This is a genomic window from Flavobacteriales bacterium (assembly GCA_020435415.1).
Lineage (GTDB): Bacteria > Bacteroidota > Bacteroidia > JACJYZ01 > JACJYZ01 > JACJYZ01.
In genome coordinates, this window is the sequence record JAGQZQ010000026.1 from 15,464 (window position 1) to 37,923 (window position 22,460).

Annotated in this window: 18 protein-coding genes; 5 read left to right on the forward strand and 13 right to left on the reverse strand. The window is 46.9% G+C overall.

Going from position 1 to position 22,460, the window contains the following annotated elements; all coding sequences use genetic code 11:
• Positions 1 to 14: 14 nt before the first annotated feature.
• The 6 genes from KDD36_06285 to KDD36_06310 all read right to left on the reverse strand — a co-directional run bounded on the left by KDD36_06285 (position 15) and on the right by KDD36_06310 (position 9,936).
• Positions 15 to 1,001, reverse strand: a complete 987-nt coding sequence (locus tag KDD36_06285; protein MCB0396240.1) for a sulfotransferase — start codon at positions 999 to 1,001, stop codon at positions 15 to 17.
• Positions 998 to 2,044: a glycosyltransferase gene (locus tag KDD36_06290; protein MCB0396241.1), complete on the reverse strand. Its 1,047-nt coding sequence runs from the start codon at positions 2,042 to 2,044 to the stop codon at positions 998 to 1,000. The genes KDD36_06285 and KDD36_06290 overlap by 4 nt, the downstream gene beginning before the upstream one ends.
• A complete protein-coding gene (locus KDD36_06295) occupies positions 2,041 to 3,351 on the reverse strand; it encodes a flippase (GenBank protein ID MCB0396242.1) in 1,311 nt (436 codons plus the stop codon). Before KDD36_06295 ends, KDD36_06290 begins: the two co-directional genes overlap by 4 nt.
• Positions 3,348 to 4,697 (reverse strand): O-antigen ligase family protein, encoded by a 1,350-nt coding sequence (locus KDD36_06300; protein ID MCB0396243.1) that lies wholly within the window; start codon positions 4,695 to 4,697, stop codon positions 3,348 to 3,350. The genes KDD36_06295 and KDD36_06300 overlap by 4 nt, the downstream gene beginning before the upstream one ends.
• A gap of 143 nt (positions 4,698 to 4,840) precedes the next feature.
• Positions 4,841 to 5,809, reverse strand: coding sequence for a type IX secretion system membrane protein PorP/SprF (locus KDD36_06305; protein MCB0396244.1), 969 nt, complete (start codon positions 5,807 to 5,809; stop codon positions 4,841 to 4,843).
• Positions 5,806 to 9,936 carry a T9SS type B sorting domain-containing protein gene (locus KDD36_06310; GenBank protein MCB0396245.1) on the reverse strand — a complete coding sequence of 1,377 codons (4,131 nt, stop codon included), beginning with the start codon at positions 9,934 to 9,936 and terminating at the stop codon, positions 5,806 to 5,808. Before KDD36_06310 ends, KDD36_06305 begins: the two co-directional genes overlap by 4 nt.
• Positions 9,937 to 10,242: 306 nt before the next feature.
• Between KDD36_06310 and KDD36_06315 the strand changes: the two genes are divergently transcribed.
• From KDD36_06315 to KDD36_06330, 4 genes are all read left to right on the forward strand, one after another.
• Entirely contained in the window at positions 10,243 to 13,362 is a 3,120-nt protein-coding gene (locus KDD36_06315; GenBank protein MCB0396246.1) for an ATP-dependent helicase, read from the forward strand.
• Between the two features lie 102 nt (positions 13,363 to 13,464).
• Positions 13,465 to 14,355: an ATP-binding cassette domain-containing protein gene (locus KDD36_06320; GenBank protein ID MCB0396247.1), complete on the forward strand. Its 891-nt coding sequence runs from the start codon at positions 13,465 to 13,467 to the stop codon at positions 14,353 to 14,355.
• Complete coding sequence (locus KDD36_06325; GenBank protein ID MCB0396248.1) at positions 14,355 to 15,164, forward strand: ABC transporter permease; 810 nt, start codon at positions 14,355 to 14,357, stop codon at positions 15,162 to 15,164. The genes KDD36_06320 and KDD36_06325 overlap by 1 nt, the downstream gene beginning before the upstream one ends.
• A gap of 45 nt (positions 15,165 to 15,209) precedes the next feature.
• Positions 15,210 to 15,407: a membrane or secreted protein gene (locus tag KDD36_06330; GenBank protein ID MCB0396249.1), complete on the forward strand. Its 198-nt coding sequence runs from the start codon at positions 15,210 to 15,212 to the stop codon at positions 15,405 to 15,407.
• A gap of 3 nt (positions 15,408 to 15,410) precedes the next feature.
• Here the strand turns inward: KDD36_06330 and KDD36_06335 are convergent, their stop codons facing one another.
• A complete protein-coding gene (locus KDD36_06335; protein MCB0396250.1) occupies positions 15,411 to 16,454 on the reverse strand; it encodes an FAD:protein FMN transferase in 1,044 nt (347 codons plus the stop codon).
• A 138-nt stretch (positions 16,455 to 16,592) separates the two neighbouring features.
• On the opposite strand from KDD36_06335, the gene KDD36_06340 reads away from it, so the two are divergent.
• Positions 16,593 to 16,940 carry a hypothetical protein gene (locus tag KDD36_06340; protein ID MCB0396251.1) on the forward strand — a complete coding sequence of 116 codons (348 nt, stop codon included), beginning with the start codon at positions 16,593 to 16,595 and terminating at the stop codon, positions 16,938 to 16,940.
• A gap of 362 nt (positions 16,941 to 17,302) precedes the next feature.
• Here KDD36_06340 and KDD36_06345 read toward each other — a convergent pair whose 3' ends face one another.
• From KDD36_06345 to nqrB, 6 genes are all read right to left on the reverse strand, one after another.
• A complete protein-coding gene (locus KDD36_06345) occupies positions 17,303 to 18,049 on the reverse strand; it encodes a hypothetical protein (GenBank protein MCB0396252.1) in 747 nt (248 codons plus the stop codon).
• 147 nt (positions 18,050 to 18,196) lie between these two features.
• Positions 18,197 to 19,510 carry an NADH:ubiquinone reductase (Na(+)-transporting) subunit F gene (gene nqrF / locus KDD36_06350; GenBank protein MCB0396253.1) on the reverse strand — a complete coding sequence of 438 codons (1,314 nt, stop codon included), beginning with the start codon at positions 19,508 to 19,510 and terminating at the stop codon, positions 18,197 to 18,199.
• 13 nt (positions 19,511 to 19,523) lie between these two features.
• Complete coding sequence (nqrE, locus tag KDD36_06355; GenBank protein ID MCB0396254.1) at positions 19,524 to 20,141, reverse strand: NADH:ubiquinone reductase (Na(+)-transporting) subunit E; 618 nt, start codon at positions 20,139 to 20,141, stop codon at positions 19,524 to 19,526.
• A gap of 21 nt (positions 20,142 to 20,162) precedes the next feature.
• Positions 20,163 to 20,852, reverse strand: coding sequence for an NADH:ubiquinone reductase (Na(+)-transporting) subunit D (locus KDD36_06360; protein MCB0396255.1), 690 nt, complete (start codon positions 20,850 to 20,852; stop codon positions 20,163 to 20,165).
• A gap of 2 nt (positions 20,853 to 20,854) precedes the next feature.
• The gene (gene nqrC, locus KDD36_06365; GenBank protein MCB0396256.1) at positions 20,855 to 21,592 is read right to left on the reverse strand and encodes an NADH:ubiquinone reductase (Na(+)-transporting) subunit C; all 738 of its coding nucleotides are present in this window, start codon (positions 21,590 to 21,592) and stop codon (positions 20,855 to 20,857) included.
• An 11-nt stretch (positions 21,593 to 21,603) separates the two neighbouring features.
• The coding region (nqrB, locus tag KDD36_06370) for an NADH:ubiquinone reductase (Na(+)-transporting) subunit B (protein MCB0396257.1) at positions 21,604 to 22,460 on the reverse strand (857 nt) is incomplete at its 5' end.

Here is a 22,460-nt window from a genome sequence, read left to right on the forward strand (position 1 = left end):
ACTTAAATCGTTCATCATAATTCATCCTCTTCAAAATAACGAGCAATATCTTGAGGCACAGTTGAACGAAGTGATTCTCGATGATTTTCATCCAGTACCGATTTCCACCTGCCGATATTGTGTCGCGAAAGATCAAGATTTAGCATGGTCGGATCATATTCCACTCCTACAAAATCAACAATTTTTCTCAGGGTTCCCTCTGTGTCTCCAATCAAGTCTTCAAAACGTACTTCCATAAATGACGACGCGGGTATCTTTTCACGAACCTGCGTCCATCTTCCAAGAATATCACATATCCAACGAAAATTAACCTCAATTGAACTTGCACCCCAGTCGCGACCACCATATGACACCAGTACATCCCAGGGATTTCTGTAGACATGAATGAACCTGGCTTCCGGAAGGATACCTTGAAGTACATCGGCATGTATTATGCTACTGGGCGTATGCTCAACTACACATTCCCCCTGGTTCAAGGTTCCAAATTGTTGAAAAAAACGGTTGACATAATGCCGGTTTACTTGCTCATATTCCGACAAGCTCATAGGTATTGCATAATAACATAAATCCAGAAATGAACGCCGTAATGATAGAGGAATGGGTAAACGGGTCAACGCTTTTTTAAATACATTGGATCGCGCAGCCCAATCTCCCCTATATGTATAGGCAGCCAGGGCATCAACATAATCACGTTTCCAGTCATGGTAGAAATCACGTCCAACCAGTCGAGCCAAATAGGTATTGGGATATCTTCCGATATACCGCGTAGAAACGGAATTCAGGAGTTTATCAAATCGCCGTATGGCTATATCAGCTTGATAAAACGACCAGTAATCCACCAAAGGCCCTTTAAGGGATACTACACCATCAGGGTCGGTAAGAAAACGAAGTTCGATAGGAAAACGCGATATTCTGGGGTGCAAGTCTAATACCCTTGACAAAATTGTGGTTCCAGACCGCCCCGTACCTCCAACAAATATTGGCCTTACATCATCCATCATTGCGTCTGGTTACTGAGTACTTGATACACCTTCATCACCTCAATACATACATGCTGCAATGCGTATTGACGGTTAGACTTGAGGGCATTTTCAGCCATATGACTATATTCATTGGGTGCCATTTCCACAGCCTTCTTTAAGCATTTTTCAATACCCTCCACGGTTCGGTCGCCGATGAAAAAACCGTTGAAGCCATCTTTTATCTGCCCGGCAATCCCTCCTACCCTTGTAGCTATCACAGGTGTACCACAAAACATTGCCTCTGAAACCACCAGACCGAACCCTTCTTTCTCAGCAGGTAGCACCAGAAACCTGCTTGCAGAATAAAGCTTTCTTAGGCCATCCTGATCAACAGCTCCGAAGTATGTAACATTCTGCTTTTCTGCCATCTGTTCAACCTGTTCTTTAAACTTTCCCACACCCACAAAACCAAAACTAACCGACGGATCATTCATTCTAGAAATTATCTCGAGCAACAAATGCACACCCTTATTTTCGACGAATTTTCCGACAAAAAGAAAATCAATTGTCTTGTCGCGTCCCTCATCATAAAACTTCCTTTCATCCACGCCGGCACAAAGCACCATATCCGTAGCTCTGTTAAGGTTCTTGCGAATCAACGGAGGCAAGGCATCTCCCACAGCAATTACATAATCCATCATTCCGGCCACCCTGGAAAACAACCATCTTTTCATTTTTGAATTCAGGTTGACCGATACATCAGACCCATGAACGGTCAAAACAATGCGGCACCCGGGATGAATCATTTTGTAAGCATATGCCAGGAGACCGATGGGATAAATGTAATGTACATGCAGGATATGATACTTTTTAAAGAACCTGGGAACAAACCTAAGAAAAGCATTCAAGTACTTCCATGCACTTCCGGTTGGACCGGTCAGCTTCCGTTTCATATAGAACAGTTCAATAACATCAGCGGGGGCTTTCAGTTCCTGTAAACGTTCATATTGATTCTTAACAAAAATGCCGCTGTATGGAACTTGTTGAGAAGGGTACATATTTGATAGGATCAACACCTTCATCTGCGATCCGATCTTAAAAAGAACTGATTCACATACAATACGGAAATCACATTTCTTGAGCTCATACTAACCGTGGTAGCAAGGGCTGCACCCGTAATGCCATACTCAGGAATCCATATGTAATTTAATACAACATTCAATACAACACTGACGAACAGAATATTCCTTGCGACCTTCTCCTGATTGGTCATTTCTAAAAGCAAACCGTTAACCCCAGCAAGGGCATGAACCAGCTGATTGATAGTTAAAATAATAAGCGGCGTAGTTCCATGCACAAAATCATCTCCTACCCACCCCAGCAAATAGCCGGGAACCAAAAAAATTATGATGGCAGCTGGTAGTGACGTAAAAAAGGAAAGACCTGAGACCTTCCACATAAACCTCTTCAATTGCAACCGATCATTGCTGTAAAACATTTCTGAAAATTTAGGGCCTGTAATGCTTGTCACTGCCACGAGGGTAATACTTACAATATTGGATATTTTTAATGCGGCATTATAAACGCCAACATCCGTTTCTGTTTTGAAAATACCCAGCATGATAGAATCAGTCCACCACAACAGGAATGTAAAGGAGGTTGTAAGCAGCAGTGCAGAAGATACCCCGACTACCTCCCGAAAAGGGGGATCTTCTGTTTTAGCAGTACCGGGTAATTCACTTTTCTGATATCTCAGGTGTCTTAATACCATTCGCGTACTAATGGTGGCTGCAGTGAGTAATCCAAGCACATAAGCATAGATGGGTGCCCCTACAGCCGAAACAAGGTAAATCAATGGAAAAATATACAGCATCGGAAACAGAAATCTGGCAAAATTCTGAAAAAACGAATGCTGTGCAGCTTTCTTCAATCCTCGCAGAAAGCCTCCGTTTATCGCCACAATCACAAATGCAAATAGTCCTGCCGGAAGTATTCGATAGTACCAGGTCAGTTCGGAAACGTGAAACACCTCCTCTGCCATCCACCTTGCACATACCATCATGATCACTGAGATTGCAAGGGTCAGAAGAAGCGAAAACCTCATGCTCTTCTTATATATCTTGCGTATGGATTCAGTGTTCCTTTGCTGCATCAGATTAGCCACATATCTGGCAATGGATGCATCAAAACCATATTTTCCTATCATACCTGCAATGGAGAGCACCGAAAGAAAAAGTGTAAATACGCCCAATGAGCCAGCACCCAGGTAGCGTCCAACCACAAAAGTGAAAGCATAGCCAGCAACCATTCCCAGAAACTTATAAATGAAAGCCCCTGAAGCACCCTTCACTACCTCCCTAAAATGGCGATCCTCAAAAAACGCCTTCATACAGACGGGTCTTGTGAAGTTTGACGATGTGAATCCGTAAAGAACCGATATTGGTATATATAGAGGTATACCAGCGCAACAACACTAGCAACAGTGGGACTATTCAGGGCATGGCCGGCAAAAACAGAATGTCCTAAAAAAAGAGTAATTGCGACCAGGAAGGTGAAGTTAAGGAATGTTCTTTTTTGCAGAAAAGAAAAGACCATCTTCACCCAAAACAAAACCGGAAGGAGTAACAACAACATACCGAGAATAATTCCATAAGCGCCGACGAAATCATAAAAATCCCTTTCTACATGTTTTCCCACCCCGGCAAAGGCCTTTGGGTACGTTTTGATTACCTCAAAGTTAATATGCTGCAAGAAATAGTAATTGCTTTCCCCGAATATATTAAGCAACCACGCCCTGTCTGCAATGCGGTTTTTGGCTGCTTGTACCATCAATTCTCTGGGAGAATGCGCAATGAGGCTCTCGAATTTGGTCACCAAAAAACTATATTGGGTAATAATATCAATCAATACGGTGATACCCCAGACCAAGAGCCCAACGCCAACCCCAATCAGCATCAGGCGAGAAAAACGGCGCATGGGTATATCCTTTTTTTTGAAAAATATAGCAGATAAAACAAACACAAATGTAATCAACAGTGATCCAGCCAAAGCCGTTCTTGTGGTCAGCAGTATCAGTCCTGCCAAGGTGGTCATTACCATAATAATGTTACCAAGTGTCATTTTTGTGAACACCCGATATAAACTCATCACTAAACTGATGAGTACAGCAATACTGATGTCATTCTGGGCAATAAAATATGACTTCATACCAAACCCACCATCCCACTCCTGACCATCATAATAGGTCATCATTCCAAATCCGGTCACAAATGAGAAAATAATCGCACCACCCGCAATAAAACCAAACCATGAAATGTGACGAATCATATCCTCAATTCCAATATCAAACTTTACCGCCAATTCCCATAGAAGCACCACCATTATAAAAGGCATAATGATCCTTGATATTTCTCTTACCTCCCATTGAAGCATTGAGAATATATGATCCTCACTGGAAAAGGTCCACACTATGGCAGATATCCCCCATAACAGCAAAATCATCAAAACATAAAGCTTGAACCGATTTTGGCCTGATGTAAAAAAGAAAGGAGTGCTGATAATCAGAATGCCTGTTCGGTAAATGATGCCCACGGAAACATCCACCCGAAGCTCCATTTTCAAAAATCCATTCATCAGATCTACAATCACCGGAACCACTAAGACCAAGGCTATCAAAAACAGACCAAGTTGCCGGTGGGTCAAAATACGTCCAGTCCAGATAGGAGTTGCTAACATGATGGGCTTTTGCAGCTGATGGAAAGAAGGCGTTTCAAGTTAACCAAGCTATCGTCAAACGATACGATGGGTCTGATGAAAAGCCCTTTTATTGGCTCAAAAGTACATAAAATAGAGATAGGTCTGAACCTGCATCAAAAGAGTTAGTTCACCCTCACCTTGTTCAGCTTGTACCGTTTTTTCAACGGTCCTTCACCGGTCTTATAGGCCAACTGATAACCCACCGTGATCTCGTGGGAGCCTGTGTTTGAAGTTTTGAGACCGGAAAGCAAAAGGTCATAAGAATACGCCACCATGAATGCCTCTGCAAAACGGCACCCCACAAGCAGTACCATGGCATCCCCGGTCCTGTAACCTGCACCCGCTATGACTTTATCATCATAAGACATATTCAGGTTGATGTGTAATTGTGTCGGATTGGCCTGTACCATCTGCACAAGTGCTGCCGGCTCCAGGGTGAACTTCGGATTTATTTCTGCCTTATAACCACCCATAAAGTAATAGTGATTTTCCAGCGGCACATAACTTGCATTGCCACCGGACTCAAAGAAATCCAGTTTCCCTTTCAAAAGGTGAAGGGCTGAAAACCCAACATATAAATCCTCATTATACATTAACATACCAAAATTCGCATCGGGTGTCATCGAACGGTCCCTGGTGGTGAGGTCTACCGTTTGATCTGTGGGATCGTACAAATTTATTTCGCGGCCATCGACCGAGTATTGCAACAATCCGCCCGAAAGACCCAATGACAGATTCATGGAGCCCAACTGCAAATGGTGCGCATAAGCCAGGTTTAAACCGATACGGCGGAAAGGCCCGGCAGCATCGTTAAACAGATATCCTCCGACCCCCATCTTTCCATTGGGCAATATGGCATGACCGCTCAACACCTGTGTTACCGGTGCACCGTCAAATCCCACCCACTGGCTGCGGTGATTTAATTTGAAATCTATGAATCGCTCGGATCCCGCAACGGCTGGATTTAGCGCAAACTTATTGAACATGTGATGGCTGAATACCGGCAGCTGTTGCGCCATGGTCATATTCCAGGATAGTCCCAGAAACATTACCGCCGTGACAATTCTATGATATCTCCGTTTCATCATCATCTGATAATGGTTAGAATACCCTTGATCATCTCATTTCCATCACCAAGGTCCAATGTATAGTAATATGGCGCCGCGGGCAACGGATCGCCATTGATGGTGCCATCAAACAGTTGGTTGTAATCCGTGAACGTTTGAAGCAAGTTACCATTTCTGTTATACAAAGAGATCACGTGTTCCGGGTACTTCTCAATGTTTGTAATGATCCACGTATCATTGGCCCCGTCATTATTTGGAGTGATCATATTCGGGATGTCCAGGGTTAAATCATCGATCACACAAACCTGCTGCAATGTGGTGTCCGTACAACCCTGCGTAGACTTAACAACCAGCACTACGCTAAAACAACCGGTATCCGAATAGACATGCGTCGGGTTGATTGCATTGGAAGTGGCGCCATCACCGAAGAACCAGTATAAATCGTTTCCTCCGGTAGATGAATTGGTAAATTCCACTTGCGGATCATCCAGGGTGGTATTGGTTGAATTCGCAGTAAAACCAGCCGTTGGTGCACCATATACCGTGATCATATTGTTAAAGGTCAGCGAATCCGAACACCCGCTGGTTCCATTGGTAACGATCAGTTTTACATTGTAGGAACCGGGTGTGATATAAGCATGGGTTGGCGCAAACTGATCGGAGGTCGAACCATCGCCAAGATCCCAGTTATATATGGTACCGCCATTCGAAAGGTTATCAAAGAAAACAACAATGGGTGCGCAGCCTGATGCGGTATCCCTGAAGTTTACATTTGGGCGGCTGCTTACGGTGACCGGTTTTGTGATCGAATCAGTGCAACCCAAAGAATCCGAAACGATCAGTTTGGTGAGAAAGCTGCCATTACCACCATAAAGGTGACCGGGATTGTTTGTTCCGGTAACGGTGACACCATCACCGAAGGACCAGGTCCAAACCGTGATCGGACCGCCAGTGCTTGCTGATATGTCTGTAAAGAAAATCGAATCGCCCAGGCATGCTCCTGTATTGCTGAAGTTAACAACAGGTGGCGGGCTGATACCCACCGCAACACTATCAGATGCAGAACAGCCATTGACATCCGTCACCGTAACATAATAGGTTGTATTCGCAGATGGTCCCGCTTTGGGGTTGACAATTCCGGGGTTACTCAATGTTCCGACCGGCGACCAAACATAGTTTGTGCCTCCGCTTGCAGCTAACTGCACGGAATCCCCTTCACAAATAAGAACATCCGAACCGGCATCCGCATTGGGTGGCGCATATACATTTACCTGAATGGAATCTATGCCCGTACACCCGGTGGTGTCACTCACCTGCACAACATAAGTTGTAGTCGCCACAGGAGAAGCAACCGGATCCGGAATTGTATCATTACTCAGGGTAGAAGCCGGTGTCCATTGGTAAGAGTTCCCGCCTAATGCGGAAAGCTGAACGGTATCTCCAGGACAAATGGATGTGTCTCCGGACGTGGCCACAGAGAGGCTTGAGCCGATGGTTACCACCACGGTATCCTTATCTGTACAACCGAATCCGTTCGTAACAAGAAGCTCATATGCAGTTGTCACATTGGGCGAAGCAACAGGTGTCCCCACGCTGGGGTCATTGAGACCCGTGGCCGGCGTCCATTGATAACTGCCACCGCCGGATCCGTTCAATGTGGTGGAGCTACCCATGCAAATGGTCACATCACCGCCAGCACCAGCTACAGGAACAGGATTAACCGTTACCTGTACGGAATCCTCAGATGAACACCCCCCGGAACTTACCGTGAGATGATAAACGGTGGTTGTCAACGGTGACGCCTTGGGGTCAGAAATATTCGGATCATCAAGCGAACCGGATGGTGTCCACAAATAGGTTCCGCCACCGCTTGCCATCAACTGCAGGCTGTCTCCAAGACAAACAGAATCCGGTATTCCGGCATCCGCCACGGGAATGGCATTGACGTTAACCAATACCGAATCATTGCTATTGCATCCCCCGAGGGTATCTTCCACCACTACATAATATTTGGTGGTAGCAACCGGAAAGGCAATTGGATTGGCCGAACCAGGATTTATCAATGTTGCGGACGGTGTCCATGTAAATTTGTTACCTCCACCGCTAACCTGCAACTGAATGCTATCTCCTTCACAGATGGAGGTATCCGGAGTAACAGTCACTGACAGATTACTCCCCACACTTACCGTTACCGAATCCACACCGGAACATCCGCCGACATCGGTAATGGTCACATAATAGGTCATTGTTGAAACGGGTGTTGCCACCGGGTTGGCCACGCCCGGATTTGATAGGGTACCTCCCGGACTCCACAGATAATTTGTGCCGCCGGTTGCATTGAGCTGAACACTTCCACCGGAACATATGGAGACATCGTTTCCTGCATCAAAGGCACTGGGATTTCCCACCGTGATCATTACGGGTATGCGGAAGGTTCCGGGGCAAGTCCCCACGTAAATGATGGTATCGTTGCTAATTGGACCAAATGTAAAAGGGCTTCCGGTAAAGATCATACTGCCACCAGCGGGAGAGTCCCACCACACCACGGTTGTACCGGAAGGTGGTGCGCCTGTGATCAGTGCAGACAGGTCTACAGTACCACCCGGACACACAACGGTATCCCTGGCGGTGATTGAATGCCATGAAGTCCATATACCTGTATTTCCCACATTACCAGATGTAGCACCATTGCATGTAAACTCCGTCAGGGAACTTGAATTTGTGGTACCATATGCTCCACCCAAAACTGTTTGGGTAATGGTTTGAGAAGAAAGAGCGATGTGTCCGCCGCCGCCGCCACCACCGGTACCGTCTGCTTCGGTAACCGTGCCATTGGTAGGCTTGTTATATTGTGACCCGCCATTTCCACCATTGGCTGTAGCCGAAATACCGGTAAGGGTTCCTGAACCAACCACGGTGATGAAAATCGTTCCACCAGCACCGCCACCACCGGCACCATCATTTCCATGCGTTTGAAAATTATCTGCACAGCAGGCATTTCCACCGTTCTCACCGTTGGATATTACCTCTCCGGCGCCGCTCACATTTCCATAACACATGATGTAAACGAGTCCGCCTCCACGACCACCGGTACCACCATCGCCATCGTTGTTATCTCCTGCTCCGCCGCCGCCGCCAAAAAACACAAGGTCATCTATGTAGTCCACCGGGCGACCACCCAAACCACCATATGGCTTGCGACTATCGCCGGACCAGGCAGGTTTATCCGGACCCAGGATGGTTGCATCCTGATTGGAATTTGACCAGGCATAACCACCACGACCACCGCCGGGTGAATTTACCCCGGACATCCCCGGGTATTCCAATTCCCACGCCGCAGCCCAACCGGGAGGTGTCGAATCCGCCACACCCAGGCCATACCAACCCGGAGCCCAACCGCCATTTGCACCGCCGCCGCCGCCACAATTATGTGCGTTGCCGCCGCCGCCGCCATTTCCGGGTGCCCCACGACCATATCTACCGTTATACCAATTGTCATAATCCTGCTGGTAACCACCGATACCTTCCCCCTTTTCTCCACCCTCTTCCGGGTCCGTGCTTCGCATGATCGGGTTACCCCATTTGGTTTGACTGTCCAGTTGTCCGCCCCGAAATCCCAAACCGCTCATATCCATACTTCCACCCGCATTGATGGTCGTGTTTCCTTCCACCTCCACCGCGAGGATACCTCCGGTTTGACCGTTCCAGGCTTCTCCGGTCATGACACCGCTGCTTGTTACGGTCAAACTTTCATACCTGGGAACGCGGACTACCTGCACATGACCGGAGTCCGTATAGTCATACTTCAAACCACAATCTATGATGATGGTGTTGGCATCGGGAATATCCAACACCTGAGCAAATTCATTGTTTCCGCAATTGTTATAACTGGTGATCGCACCATAGGAGTTGTTATCGGGCACGCCATCCAGTGTGGCGCCTTTCATTTGAATGATATAGACCAAATCACCTTTTTCAAGCGGCATCGAAAAGCGTCCGTTTGAATTCAAGACGCTGTTATTTACCGAGAGAGTCGTTGCACCGGCCGGTGCATCAGCGGTGAGGTAGGTATATTCATTAACGATATTTCCGGCTGTGCTGATGGTCACATTGCCTGCTTTACCCATCTGCGACATGCCCTTCTGCGACATCAGGATCAGGAAAAGGCACAGACAAGAAATCGTCCGAAACCCCCGACTTGAAAGATTCATCATGCTTGTGTTATCCACTCGTTAGCCCACCTCAAGTAACTAAAAATGCAGGAGATTTCAAAATCACATCAGAAATTACCCTTAGAAATCTGCATTCCATTTACTTATGACAGGAATATCTATAATTCAGTTCGAAAATATAACAGGCTGGGAGAACCTCAACAAAGAACCCATGCCGGAAGGTTCTTCGGGTGCAAGATAAATCATACTTTTATAAAATGTTAAGAATCCCTCCAGGTAATCACCATGTCTGAACATCTCACTGATAAGGCGGTGGGTCATCCGCAAGGAACAGAGGCATTTGAGCGGGCACTTGCCAGACTCAATCCATTTCAAAAGGAGGCTGTATCAGCTGTGGATGGCCCCGTATTGGTGATTGCAGGTCCCGGAACAGGGAAGACACAGGTACTGGCAGCACGCATCGCCCATCTACTCCTCCACCCCGACCTCCAGCTGCAACCGGAAAACATCCTGGCACTGACCTACACGGAAGCAGGCACTGTTGCCATGCGTCAGCGCCTGATCAGCTTTGCAGGTCCGGTTGCCCATCGCGTGGCCATTCATACATTCCATGGTTACTGCAATGAATTGCTGATGACATATCCGGACGTATTCAACACCAGGGACTTTGAGGCCATCAGTGACCTGGACCGAATGCTGTGGATGCGAAAGATGCTGGATGACTTACCTAACGATCATCAACTGAAACGTTACCGGGGAGATCTGTATACCGACGTTCCCCGCCTCCAACACCTCTTCCACACCATGAAATCGGAAGACTGGTCGCCCGATATCATCCACAAAAACATTGACAGCTACCTTGCCGATCTTCCACAACGTGACGAATACATCTATAAACGAGGGAATGCAAAAAAGGGCATTGCAGCGGGTGACCCGAACACGAATAAAATCAAACTGGAAGAGGAAAAAATGAACAAACTGAGGGCCGCCGCCGACCTCTTCCCGGTTTATGAAAAAATGATGCAGGATGGCCGGCGGTATGATTATGCGGATATGATCCTCTGGACATTGCGGGCATTCAAAGACAACCCTTCATTTCTGCAGTCACAGCAGGAACGCTTTCCCTATTTTCTGGTAGATGAATACCAGGATACAAATGGCGCTCAGAATGATGTACTACAAATACTCACCAGTTTCTGGGACAAGCCGGATGTGTTTGTAGTAGGTGATGATGATCAGTCCATCTACCGTTTCCAGGGAGCCAATGTAAAAAACATCCTGGCCTTTCATCAACAATATGAAAGCGATATCCGCACCATCGTACTCACCGAGAACTACCGTTCCTCCCAACCCATCCTGGACACCGCCATGCACCTGATCGGGAAGAACCACGAACGTTTGATCAGGATACTTCCCGGACTAGAGAAGAACCTTCAGGCAGCATTGTCCCATGAACGGGAGTTCCCCCGGGTCATCGAATGCCATAACCCACAAGAAGAAATTGCAGCACTGGTGGCAAAAATTGAACAACTGCATGCCAGCGGCGAACAACTGAATGACATAGCGGTGATTTACCGGAAGCACCGCTCATCGGAAGATTTGGTGCGCATCCTCGATCATCGCGGAATTCCATACAACACCTCGAGAAAGATCAATGTGCTTCAGTTGCCTATCATCAGACAACTGATTACCATCATCGACTACGTTACCAGGGAAAACAACAAAGTGCTGAGCGGAGAATCACTACTTTATGAAATACTGCATTACCGCTTCATCGGTTTACCACAAAAGGATGTCTTCCGTCTGTCGGTGGAAATGGCCTCTAAGAACAAACCACGCTCATCCTGGCGGGCACTTCTGAACGATCACCTCTGGCTGGCTGGAATAGATCTTGAACATGTTGAAGCATGGATCGAATTTGACAGGAACCTGGAAACCTGGATCACCTCCCGGCATGACCTTCCCCTCACACAATGGGTTGAACAGATCGTTAAAGAAAGTGGATTGATGAATACTTTGCTGACCTCACCATACCGTGTGTGGATGCTGGAGGCGCTGAATACATTCTTCGGATTCATCCGTTCCGAATCCGAGAAAAACAGAGGTCTTCGCCCCGAAGAACTGTTGGAAATCATTTCACTGATGGTGGATCACAGGCTGGATCTATCTCTTGAAAAAACAATCCATCATGCATCGGGTGTGAACCTGCTAACTGCACACGGATCAAAAGGACTGGAGTTCAAACATGTATTTGTGATTGGTTCCACCAAAGACCATTGGGAGTCTGGCAAGGGAAGTGCCATGTATCAGTTTTCCTTTCCTGACACGCTTACCCTTTCTTCAGGAGAATCTGACATGGAGGAAAACCGCCGCTTGTTCTATGTGGCCATGACCCGTGCAAAAGAACGTCTGACCCTATCGTACTCCACACACAATGGAAACCGGGAAACGGAACGCTGCCGCTTTCTTGATGAGATCCTGGAAATTCCCGAAGTGAATGTTCAGCCACCTGAGATCACGGACGAAGAAAAAGTTCGTTACCATGCTGAACTGCTCACACCGCCTCCCGGTAATCCGGGAGACTCCGAACAGGCGCACATTGCCGGACTGGTTGAGAACTATGTCATGAACGTAACGCACCTCAACCGTTACATCGAATGCCCGGTCGCCTTTTTTTATGAATATATCCTGCGAGTGCCAAGGGCGGAAAATGAGAACATGGCATTCGGCACCGTGATACATAATGCACTCAGACGTCTGTTTGATAAAATTGAAAAAGAAGGCAAAGGCGCATTCCCCCCGGAGGATATCCTGATATCCGCATTCCGGGATGAGATGCAAAAGAAGCAAACGTCCTTCACCTCAAAACAGTTCGACAACCGTATGCACTATGGCGAGGAATGTTTGAAGGAATATTATAGCACTTACGCCACACATTGGAACAAAACAGTCGTTACCGAATACCACATCCGCAATGTGGAAATATCAGGGGTTCCGGTAAACGGCACGTTGGATAAAATCGAATTTCAGGGCAACAACATTCATGTGGTGGATTACAAAACCGGGAGATATGAAAACGCCCGGACGAAACTGAAACCACCGGACGACAAAGACCCCAGGGGAGGAAACTACTGGCGGCAGTTGGTTTTCTACAAACTATTGGTGGATGCAGACAAACGAACATCCTGGGTCATGCGCAGCGGAGAAATTGACTTCATCGAAAAAGACAGCAAGGATCAGTTCCGTAAAGTGCGTTTCGATATCTCGCATGATGATGAACAGATGGTTCTGGAACAAATCCATGACACCTACGAGAAAATCCGGAACCAGGAATTCTCCAGGGGTTGTGATTCGGAAGATTGCAACTGGTGCCGGCTGGAAAGGGAGAAAAACCTGTTTGAATAATTCTTTATAAGATATGTGTATTCCGTTGATCCGGACAACACATTAGCATTAATTAACATCCAATATTCGGCCGGTAACCTCTTTTTTACCAGATTTGCCCCCATGCAATCCGTACTCAGCATAAAAGGCCTGACCAAACAATTTGGTCGCATCAGGGCGGTGGACAACCTCAACCTTGAGATCCAGCCCGGAACGGTGTTTGGTCTACTGGGGCCTAACGGGAGTGGAAAGACCACGACCCTGGGCATGATCACCAGCGTCATCCATCCGACCTCAGGTGAATTTCTCTGGTTTGGGAAAAAACCGGAAGATGAAGACCGGAAGAAGGTGGGTGCCATTATTGAAGCACCGCTCTTCGTACCTTATCTGACCGGCATCCAGAATTTAAAAAATGTTGCGGACATCAAAGGTGTGGATCACAGTGTTATTGATGACATGCTGGCATTCGCAGGCCTGGAAGGCAGAGGCGTTGATAAATTCAAGACCTATTCATTAGGAATGAAGCAAAGGCTGGCCATTGCGGCAGCCATGATCAGCAGTCCGGAAGTACTTATCCTTGACGAACCTACCAACGGACTTGACCCCCAGGGCATCGCAGATATCCGTGAACTGATCCGCCGGGTTGCCGCACAGGGAACAACCATCATCCTTGCCAGCCACTTGCTGGATGAAGTACAACGGGTATGTTCGCATGTGGCTATACTGAGAAAAGGCAAGACGGTTTTTTCCGGAATGGTAGACGAACTCACCGGAAAGCGGATCGTGGAAGTGGCAGCTGCCGACATGAATACGCTAAAGGATGTTCTGGGTAAATTCCACAATGTGGCGGATATTAAAATGGAGGACGGCCATTGGGTATTCTCAACTACACAAAGTCTGGATGCCGCCGCCCTGAACAAACACCTTGCCGGCGAAGGCATATACGTGACCCATCTGGTCCAGCGATCCTTAAGCCTGGAACAGGGCTTCCTTGAAAAACTGAATGAGGCATAATGAGTTTGCTGCGCATAGAGTTCAGAAAAATGCTCCACGCCAGATCCTTCTGGGTACTTTCTGCACTGTACCTGCTGTCTATGGCCGTGGTTTTTTATTTCCTGCAGGAATATGTGATCCGGAAAGTTCAGCTGAACGGAGACCTGGATAAAATGGTCTTCTCACATTTTCACATTTACAATTTCCCGGATATATGGAACAACCTCGCGTATGTGTGCAGCTTCTTTTTTGTTTTCCCTTCCATTATGGTCATCATTTTTACGACCAATGAGTTCAGCTACCGGACCATCAGGCAGCACATCATCGATGGAATGAGCCGCGATGCCTTCATTCTCTCAAAAGCGATGACGGTCACCATCTTTTCCGTCGTATCTACATTTTTTCTTTTCGTGCTGGGCCTGGTGATCGGCTTCGCCAATACGCCGGATGCGGTACTAGTAGACTGCTTCGAAGGCATGCACTACCTCGGTCTCTATTTGATACAGATGCTTATCTATCTCATGTTCGCCCTGGCGTGTAGTCTGCTATTGAAGCGTTCCGGCCTCACCATAGGCCTGTTCCTGATCTATTCGTGGTTCGGTGAACGCATTCTTGAGGCCATACTTCCAGGGAGCATCGGAAAGTATCTTCCGTTGAATTCAGCAGACAACCTGGTACCTTTTCCTTTTACAAAATACTTTGAAGTTTTACTGGAGGATGGCAAAACATTACCAACGCCAACCGGAGGAGTTGATCTGGTGGTTGCCATGTTGTGGTTGGCAGTGCTGGGAGCGGGTGCATGGCTGTGGGTACGTAAACAGGATCTTTAATCTGCCCGGGTGGCACTTGTGTCAATTTAACCTTAACTTTGGGGTATGGAAATCATTCTCATATCCATTGTGATGATGGCCCTTGCCTTTGCGGGTATTGCCATCAAAATCCTGGTCAAAAAGAACGGCCAGTTTGCCGGTACTTGCTCCAGCAACAATCCGCTTCTTCAGAAAGAGGGTGCGGTCTGCGGCCTGTGTGGTGCTAAGCCGGAAGAGCAGTGCAAAAACTCCGACGCCTCCTGATTCTCAAGATTCCTTTGGGGCTTCTGTTTTCTTCTCTTCGATGATCCGTGCTTTGAATGTGTCAGTCATCCACGTATTGAACCGACCATCATCGTCACCGAAGATCAGGAACGCCTCCAGTTCCGGGTGATCTTTCAGGAACACTTTCGCACTGTCGGTCCCCATCACCATAAGGGCAGTGGCATAAGCGTCCGCATCCATACAATAATCTGCCACAATGGTAGCACTTAGCAAAGTGTGCCGGGCGGGGTATCCTGTTTTCGGGTCGATGGTATGGGCGTATTTCACGCCGTCATACTCAAAGAACTTCCTGTAGTTACCGGATGTGGCCACGCTTTTATCACTGACATGGATGATGACCTGGGCAACATGAACAACATCTTCCATAGGAAAATCAATGCCTATGACCCAGGCTTCTCCCGCCCCGTTCTTCCCGGCGGTCCTGAGTTCCCCACCTACTTCCACCAGATAATTGCTGATATTCTTTTCTTCCAGAAATTCTGCGAGAACATCAACAGTGTAGCCTTGAGCTATGGCGTTGAAATCAATCTGTGTTTCTTTATGCTTTCTTACATATTTTCCATCGGGAAGGATGCTCACATTCTGATAACCGGTGAACCTTGAGATACTATCAATCACCGTACTATCAATACTTATGGGCGTTCCCGGGCTAAACCCCCAGGTACGTACAAGCGCACCCACCGTCATGTCAAAAGCTCCGGATGTGGTTTCCGATATTTTCTGTCCGGTGTTAAACACTTTCAGAAAATGAAGATCGGTAACAACCGAATCCATACCTTTATTTAACCTGGATATCAGCGAACTATCTACCCAGAGGGACATCGATTGGTCGATGAGCCTCAGCAGACTGTCCACCTCGTTCACGAATTCTCTTTCTTCATCATCCAGATACGTGATAGCAAAAGTGGTTCCCTGGGCAGAACCCGAAATTTTTACCGTTTTCGGGGCTTCAGATTTGTTTTGGATACACGCATTGAGGACGAGTAATGGGATATAAAAAAACCTGATCATAAACGGTGAACTCATATCGGAAGGTCGTTTAAATTTTGTTTTGAATAGAAGTGTGCAAGTTATGTGGTAATTGGCAAATATACACGTGTCCTATCTTCTTCCTGTTATATTTGAAGTATATCCATGTGAACGTCTAACACTAAACATCATCTCATGAAACAAAAGGTCATCTTATTCTTGATCGGTATTGTCTTAGGAGGGTTGGTAGCGGGTTGGTTGGTTTCATCAAGCTGGAAGAAGCAATTTGAAATAGACTATTGTACCGATTTATTAGGGCTGGTAAATACAGCTTCTGAAATCAGGTTTTCCAGACATGCGGATCTGGGCACATACATCGAGAGCAAGTTACCGATGTATGTAACGGTTGTGGACAGGGAGTTCGGACAAAGTGAAGCTGCTGTATCAGCGTTAACCGGCGTTAAGAATTTTTACATGATGCACAGTCTGCCCGTACCTGTAGAAATCAAACCGATCCTCGACGCACTTCCTGCACAACCCTGATCATCTAAAACAAAACGTCATGAAAAAAGCAAGACATTATATATTCATCCTCGGATCAGTGTTGTTCCTATGTGCATTCTTTACCACATTCGCATCCGTAGGGCAACAAGAATGCTACGATCCGCAATCGCTATGTTCCACCAACCCCAAATGTATCCCGGCTGTCACCAGCTTAAGACCGTGTAAAAGCACGGCAAGTCCTAACGGTCTCTTTACATGTTCGGGAGCCTGTGGCGCCAAACGCTGCTGGATATTCTTTGTATGTAAATGCGGGCAACCGCTCACCACCGGAGTTTGTTTTTAACTGGAGGAGGCGCAAAAAAAAGGCCGGTATTCGTACCGGCTTTTTTTTGTAATAATGTCTATGGTTTTTTCTGGACTGCATATTCATATATAGTGACCAGCCCCCCGGTCGCCGTCAACTTCAACCAACCCAAACGACCGTCAATCCGAAATACCACATATGATTTACTTTCATAATCAACTCTCCCGCAATGGCTATAATCGCGAACAGTTCTCCATGTTGGACGGATTATGCCAATACCACCAAGGTCTCCACCCTGAGTTTCGCTAATGTTATTATCTATCGGACTTATTTGTATTCTCTCTGATTCGAGGTCAAATGCATCGTTCATGCGAACGGAACTACCCGGTTCAAACCTATAGCGTCTTTCTTCTGTAGTAGACAAATATTGATAGCCCGGCAAATTTTCACAGGTGTATTCGGTCACATCCAATTCTGAATCTGATCCCATAAATTTAATGGTATCCTTGTACTCTTTTGTGTATTGATCAACTTTATAAGGGATATATGCAAACCCTAATTGTTCATTTATTGAGCGCAGATATGCGCTTCCGGTAACCCCCATTCCGGGGGACCCTGTAAAAGCAGCACTGATGCGGATGTCATTCACACCATCTTTATCCACATCTACATCAATGAATTCCCCATGATTATATCCTCCCGAAACAACCAGTGAATCATCGGTGATCAGGACCTCGTCCGGATCACCTACCACAAGCACATTGGGATATTCCGATACAATCGGATCCTTTTGGCACGCCACAAACACGCACGCGGTAAGAAATGTCAAAATTGTATTTCGCATGACCATTTGAATTATAGAACTGCAATATAAGGTCGGATATTTTAATCAGTAATACAAATGACCCTCATCATCCAATACGCTCAGTCCTGCAATAAAAAAGGCCGGTCATGTACACCGGCCCTTTGTCATATAAAATAAGAATCTTGCTTATCCTCCGAAATCGTCGAATGACACATTCTCCGGAGGCACGCCGAAATCATCGCACATTTTCAATACGGCCTGGTTCATCATCGGAGGGCCGCAGAAATAAAACTCGATATCTTCCGGCGCATCGTGTTTGCTCAGGTAGTTATCAATCAGGGACTGGTGTACGAATCCCGTGAAACCATCCCCTTCTCCATCCAACGTTTCCTTTACCTTCCAGTTATCTTCAGGTGTAGGTTCTGAAAGAACAAGGTAAAACTTAAAGTTAGGGAACTCCTTTTCGATCTGCTGGAAATCATCCAGGTAGAACAATTCGCGTTTGGATCTGCCTCCGTACCAATAAGACACTTTCCTTCCGGTCTTCAAGGTATGGAACAGGTGGAAGAGATGAGAACGCATCGGCGCCATACCGGCACCACCACCTACATAGATCATTTCTGCCTGGGTATCCTTGATGAAGAATTCACCATAAGGTCCTGAAATGGTCACCTTGTCTCCCGGTTTTCTGCTAAATACATAGCTAGAGCAAATACCCGGATTCACGCCCATCCAACCGTTCTTCGCACGATCCCATGGCGGGGTGGCAATACGGATATTCAACATAATGATGTTTCCTTCAGCGGGATGGTTGGCCATGGAATATGCCCGGAAAATCGGTTCCGGATTTTTCATTTTCAAATCCCACAACTTGAACTTATCCCACTCAGGGCGGAACTCATCGGGTTGCTTGCCCATACGAGGATGCGCTGTGATGTCCATGTCCTTGAAGTCCACATCTATCGCCGGCACATCAATCTGAATATATCCACCTGCCTGAAAGTCGAGTGTTTCTCCCTCCGGCAATTTCACCACAAACTCTTTGATGAATGATGCTACGTTGTAATTGGAAACCACTTCACATTCCCATTTCTTGATACCGAAGATCTCATCGGGTATTTTGATCTCCATGTCATTCTTGATCTTCACCTGACACCCCAAACGGTAGTGGTCCTGTATCTGTGATCTGGAGAAATATGGCTTTTCCGTTGGCAGGATCTCACCGCCACCCTCCAGCACCTGACACTTGCACATGGCGCAGGTTCCACCGCCTCCGCATGCAGAAGGCAGAAAAATCTTGTTATTTCCAAGGGTTCCGAGGATTGTTCCGCCGGCTTCCACTTCAATGGTCTTTTCTCCATTGATTACCAGTTTAACCAACCCGGAAGGCATGAGCTTGGCCTTGGCAAATAGAATGATACCGATAAGCATCATCAGGAATACCAGGAAAACAACTACACTGGTGACAACCGTTGTTGTGTCAAATAGAAAAAATATCATAACAAAATAATCATTAGAGTTTGATACCCATAAAGCTCATGAAGGCAATGCCCATCAGTCCGGTAAGGATAAAGGTAATGCCCAGTCCACGCAATGGTGCAGGGACATTGGAATATCTGATCTTTTCACGGATCGCTGCAATGGCGACGATGGCAAGGAACCAACCTACACCAGAGCCCAGTCCGAATGATGTTGCCTCTGCAATGCTGGCGTATTGTCTTTCCTGCATAAAGAGTGCGCCTCCCAGGATGGAGCAGTTCACCGCAATAAGCGGCAGGAAAATCCCCAACGCACCATAAAGTGCCGGAGCGAATTTCTCCACGATCATTTCAACGAGTTGCACCATAGCTGCGATGATGGCGATGAACATGATGAAACTAAGGAAACCAAGGTCCACATCCGCCATAGCAGGCGACAACCACGACATAGCTCCCTCTTTCAGAATATAGTTTTCCAGGAGGTAGTTCACCGGAACAGTGAATCCGAGAACAAAGATCACCGCTGCGCCCAAGCCAACACCGGTTTTCACGGTCTTGGAAACGGCCAGGTAGGAACACATACCCAGGAAGTAGGCGAAGATCATGTTCTCAATGAAAACGCCTTTTATAAATATATTTACGAGATTTTCCATCTGGGGAATCTTTCTGTTTATTTATTCTTCGATGAGTTTGGTATTGCGTGACCGCTGAACCCAAATGATAATACCTACAATAATCAAGGCCATCGGAGGGAGGATCATCAGGTTGTTGTTCATATAGCCATGTGCCAGCGCCCATTGAACACCGGGAACTTCATAACCGAATAGCTTACCTGATCCCAGCAACTCGCGGAAGAAGGCCACAATCACAAGTATGACCGCGTACCCTAGTCCGTTTCCGATGCCATCCAGAAACGATGGCCAGGGTTTATTTCCGAGTGCAAATGCCTCAAGGCGTCCCATGATAATACAGTTGGTGATGATCAGACCGACAAATACGGAGAGTTGTTTGCTGACATCATACATAAAAGCCTTCAGTACCTGATCCACCAGGATAACCAGTGAAGCGACTACCACGAGTTGCACGATGATCCGGATACGGCTGGGAATAAGATTTCGCATCATGGAAATGATCACATTACCACATGCTGTTACCACCATTACTGAAATCCCCATCACCAGCGCCTGTTTCATTTGCACGGTAATCGCAAGGGCTGAACATATACCAAGCACCTGAACGGTGATCGGATTCTCATCGTTCATAGGGTTGGACAATAACTTCCGGTTCTTCTTGGAGAAAAGCGGTTCTTTCGGTTCCGCGGCCGGACTGGCGGTTTTTGTTTCTACTGCTGTTTCTGCTGCCATGACTATTGTTTGTTATTTTTCAAATACGTTTCATAGACCTTCAGCGTGCGGGAGATCATCTCATCGACCCCTGTGCTTGTAACGGTTCCGCCGGTGATGGCATCTACACCATGCACGTCACCTTCCTTTGCACCGCCTTTCACCACATGGATAGAAGCAAGCTCATTTCCTTCAAAAATTTTCTTGTCTACAAATTGAGCCTGGAACGCCGGGGTTTTGATTTCCGCACCGAGTCCGGGGGTCTCACCATGATGGTCAAAACTGGTACCGTAAACCGTACTGAGGTCCTCTTTCAAGGCTACAAAGCCCCAGATAGGCCCCCAAAGGCCGGTTCCCACCATAGGAATAACCGTAAAGCTGCCTTTGTCTGTTTCACAAATGAACAGGGGATAGTTCCTTTGATCCTCGGACAAACTTTTATATTCCTTTCTGACATCTATATTGAATCCGTCCTTTTTATCTTTTGCGTCGATGTTGCCCACATTTTCAGAAACCGGTTGTCCGCTTCCGCTGTGGTCAAGGACTACGCGTTTCTTCACATACTTATCAAACAGCGCCGGCGCCTCGTCCATGGTAGCTTCAATTCCAATCGTCTGAAGGATGTTTTGCATTTTCTCATGCATCTGGTTCCTTTCCTGGAATGGTTTCAGGCTGATGGCCGCAACGGACAGAATAGTGGCCACCACCACCACCATGATGCCGGCAAACATAAACGTATAAGTGCTTCCTTCTTTGTTCATCGGAAGTTGTATTAAGCGGTTTTAAGTCTTTTGAGTCGTTGTTTGATGTTGGCTTCCACCACATAGTGGTCGATCAGGGGTGCCATCACGTTCATAAACAGAATGGCCATCATTACCCCTTCCGGAAAGGCCGGATTGAAAATACGTATCAATATGGCAAGCACACCAGCCAGGAAACCGTAAATGATCTTGCCCTTATTGGTTTGTGCGGCCGTTACCGGATCGGTGGCCATAAATACCATTCCGAACATAAAGCCTCCGAGCATCAGTTGGTGCAGCGGATTCACTTCCATGAACATGTTCGCTCCCCAGGCCTGAAGCAAGGTAGACATGAGGTATCCTCCTGCAAACATGGAAGCCATGATGCGCAGGCTGCCAATACCCGTGATGATCAAAATGGCTGCGCCGATCAGACACGCCAGTGCTGAAGTCTCTCCGATCGATCCTGGGATAAAGCCCATGAATGAATTATACATGCTGAAGGTACCACCGTCGGCCAGGGTTGCCTGGATCGCTGTTGCCTTCGCATCACCCGGGGTAAGAGATACCAATTGTGCCAGGTCGCCGAGGGCAGTGGCTCCGCTGAAACCATCGACAACGGTTTGTCCGTCAACGGTGTCTGTATTGATCCATACCTCAGTACCTGAAATCTTTGTGGGGTAAGCAAAAAACAGAAATGCCCGTGCGGTCAATGCAGGATTCAGAACGTTCATACCTGTTCCACCGAATACCTCTTTACCGATGACCACTGCAAAAATGGTTGCAACAGCGACCATCCAGAGAGGGATATCTACCGGCATAACGAGAGGGATTAACATACCGCTCACCAGAAAACCTTCGTTGATCGGGTGTTTTTTAATGACACAGA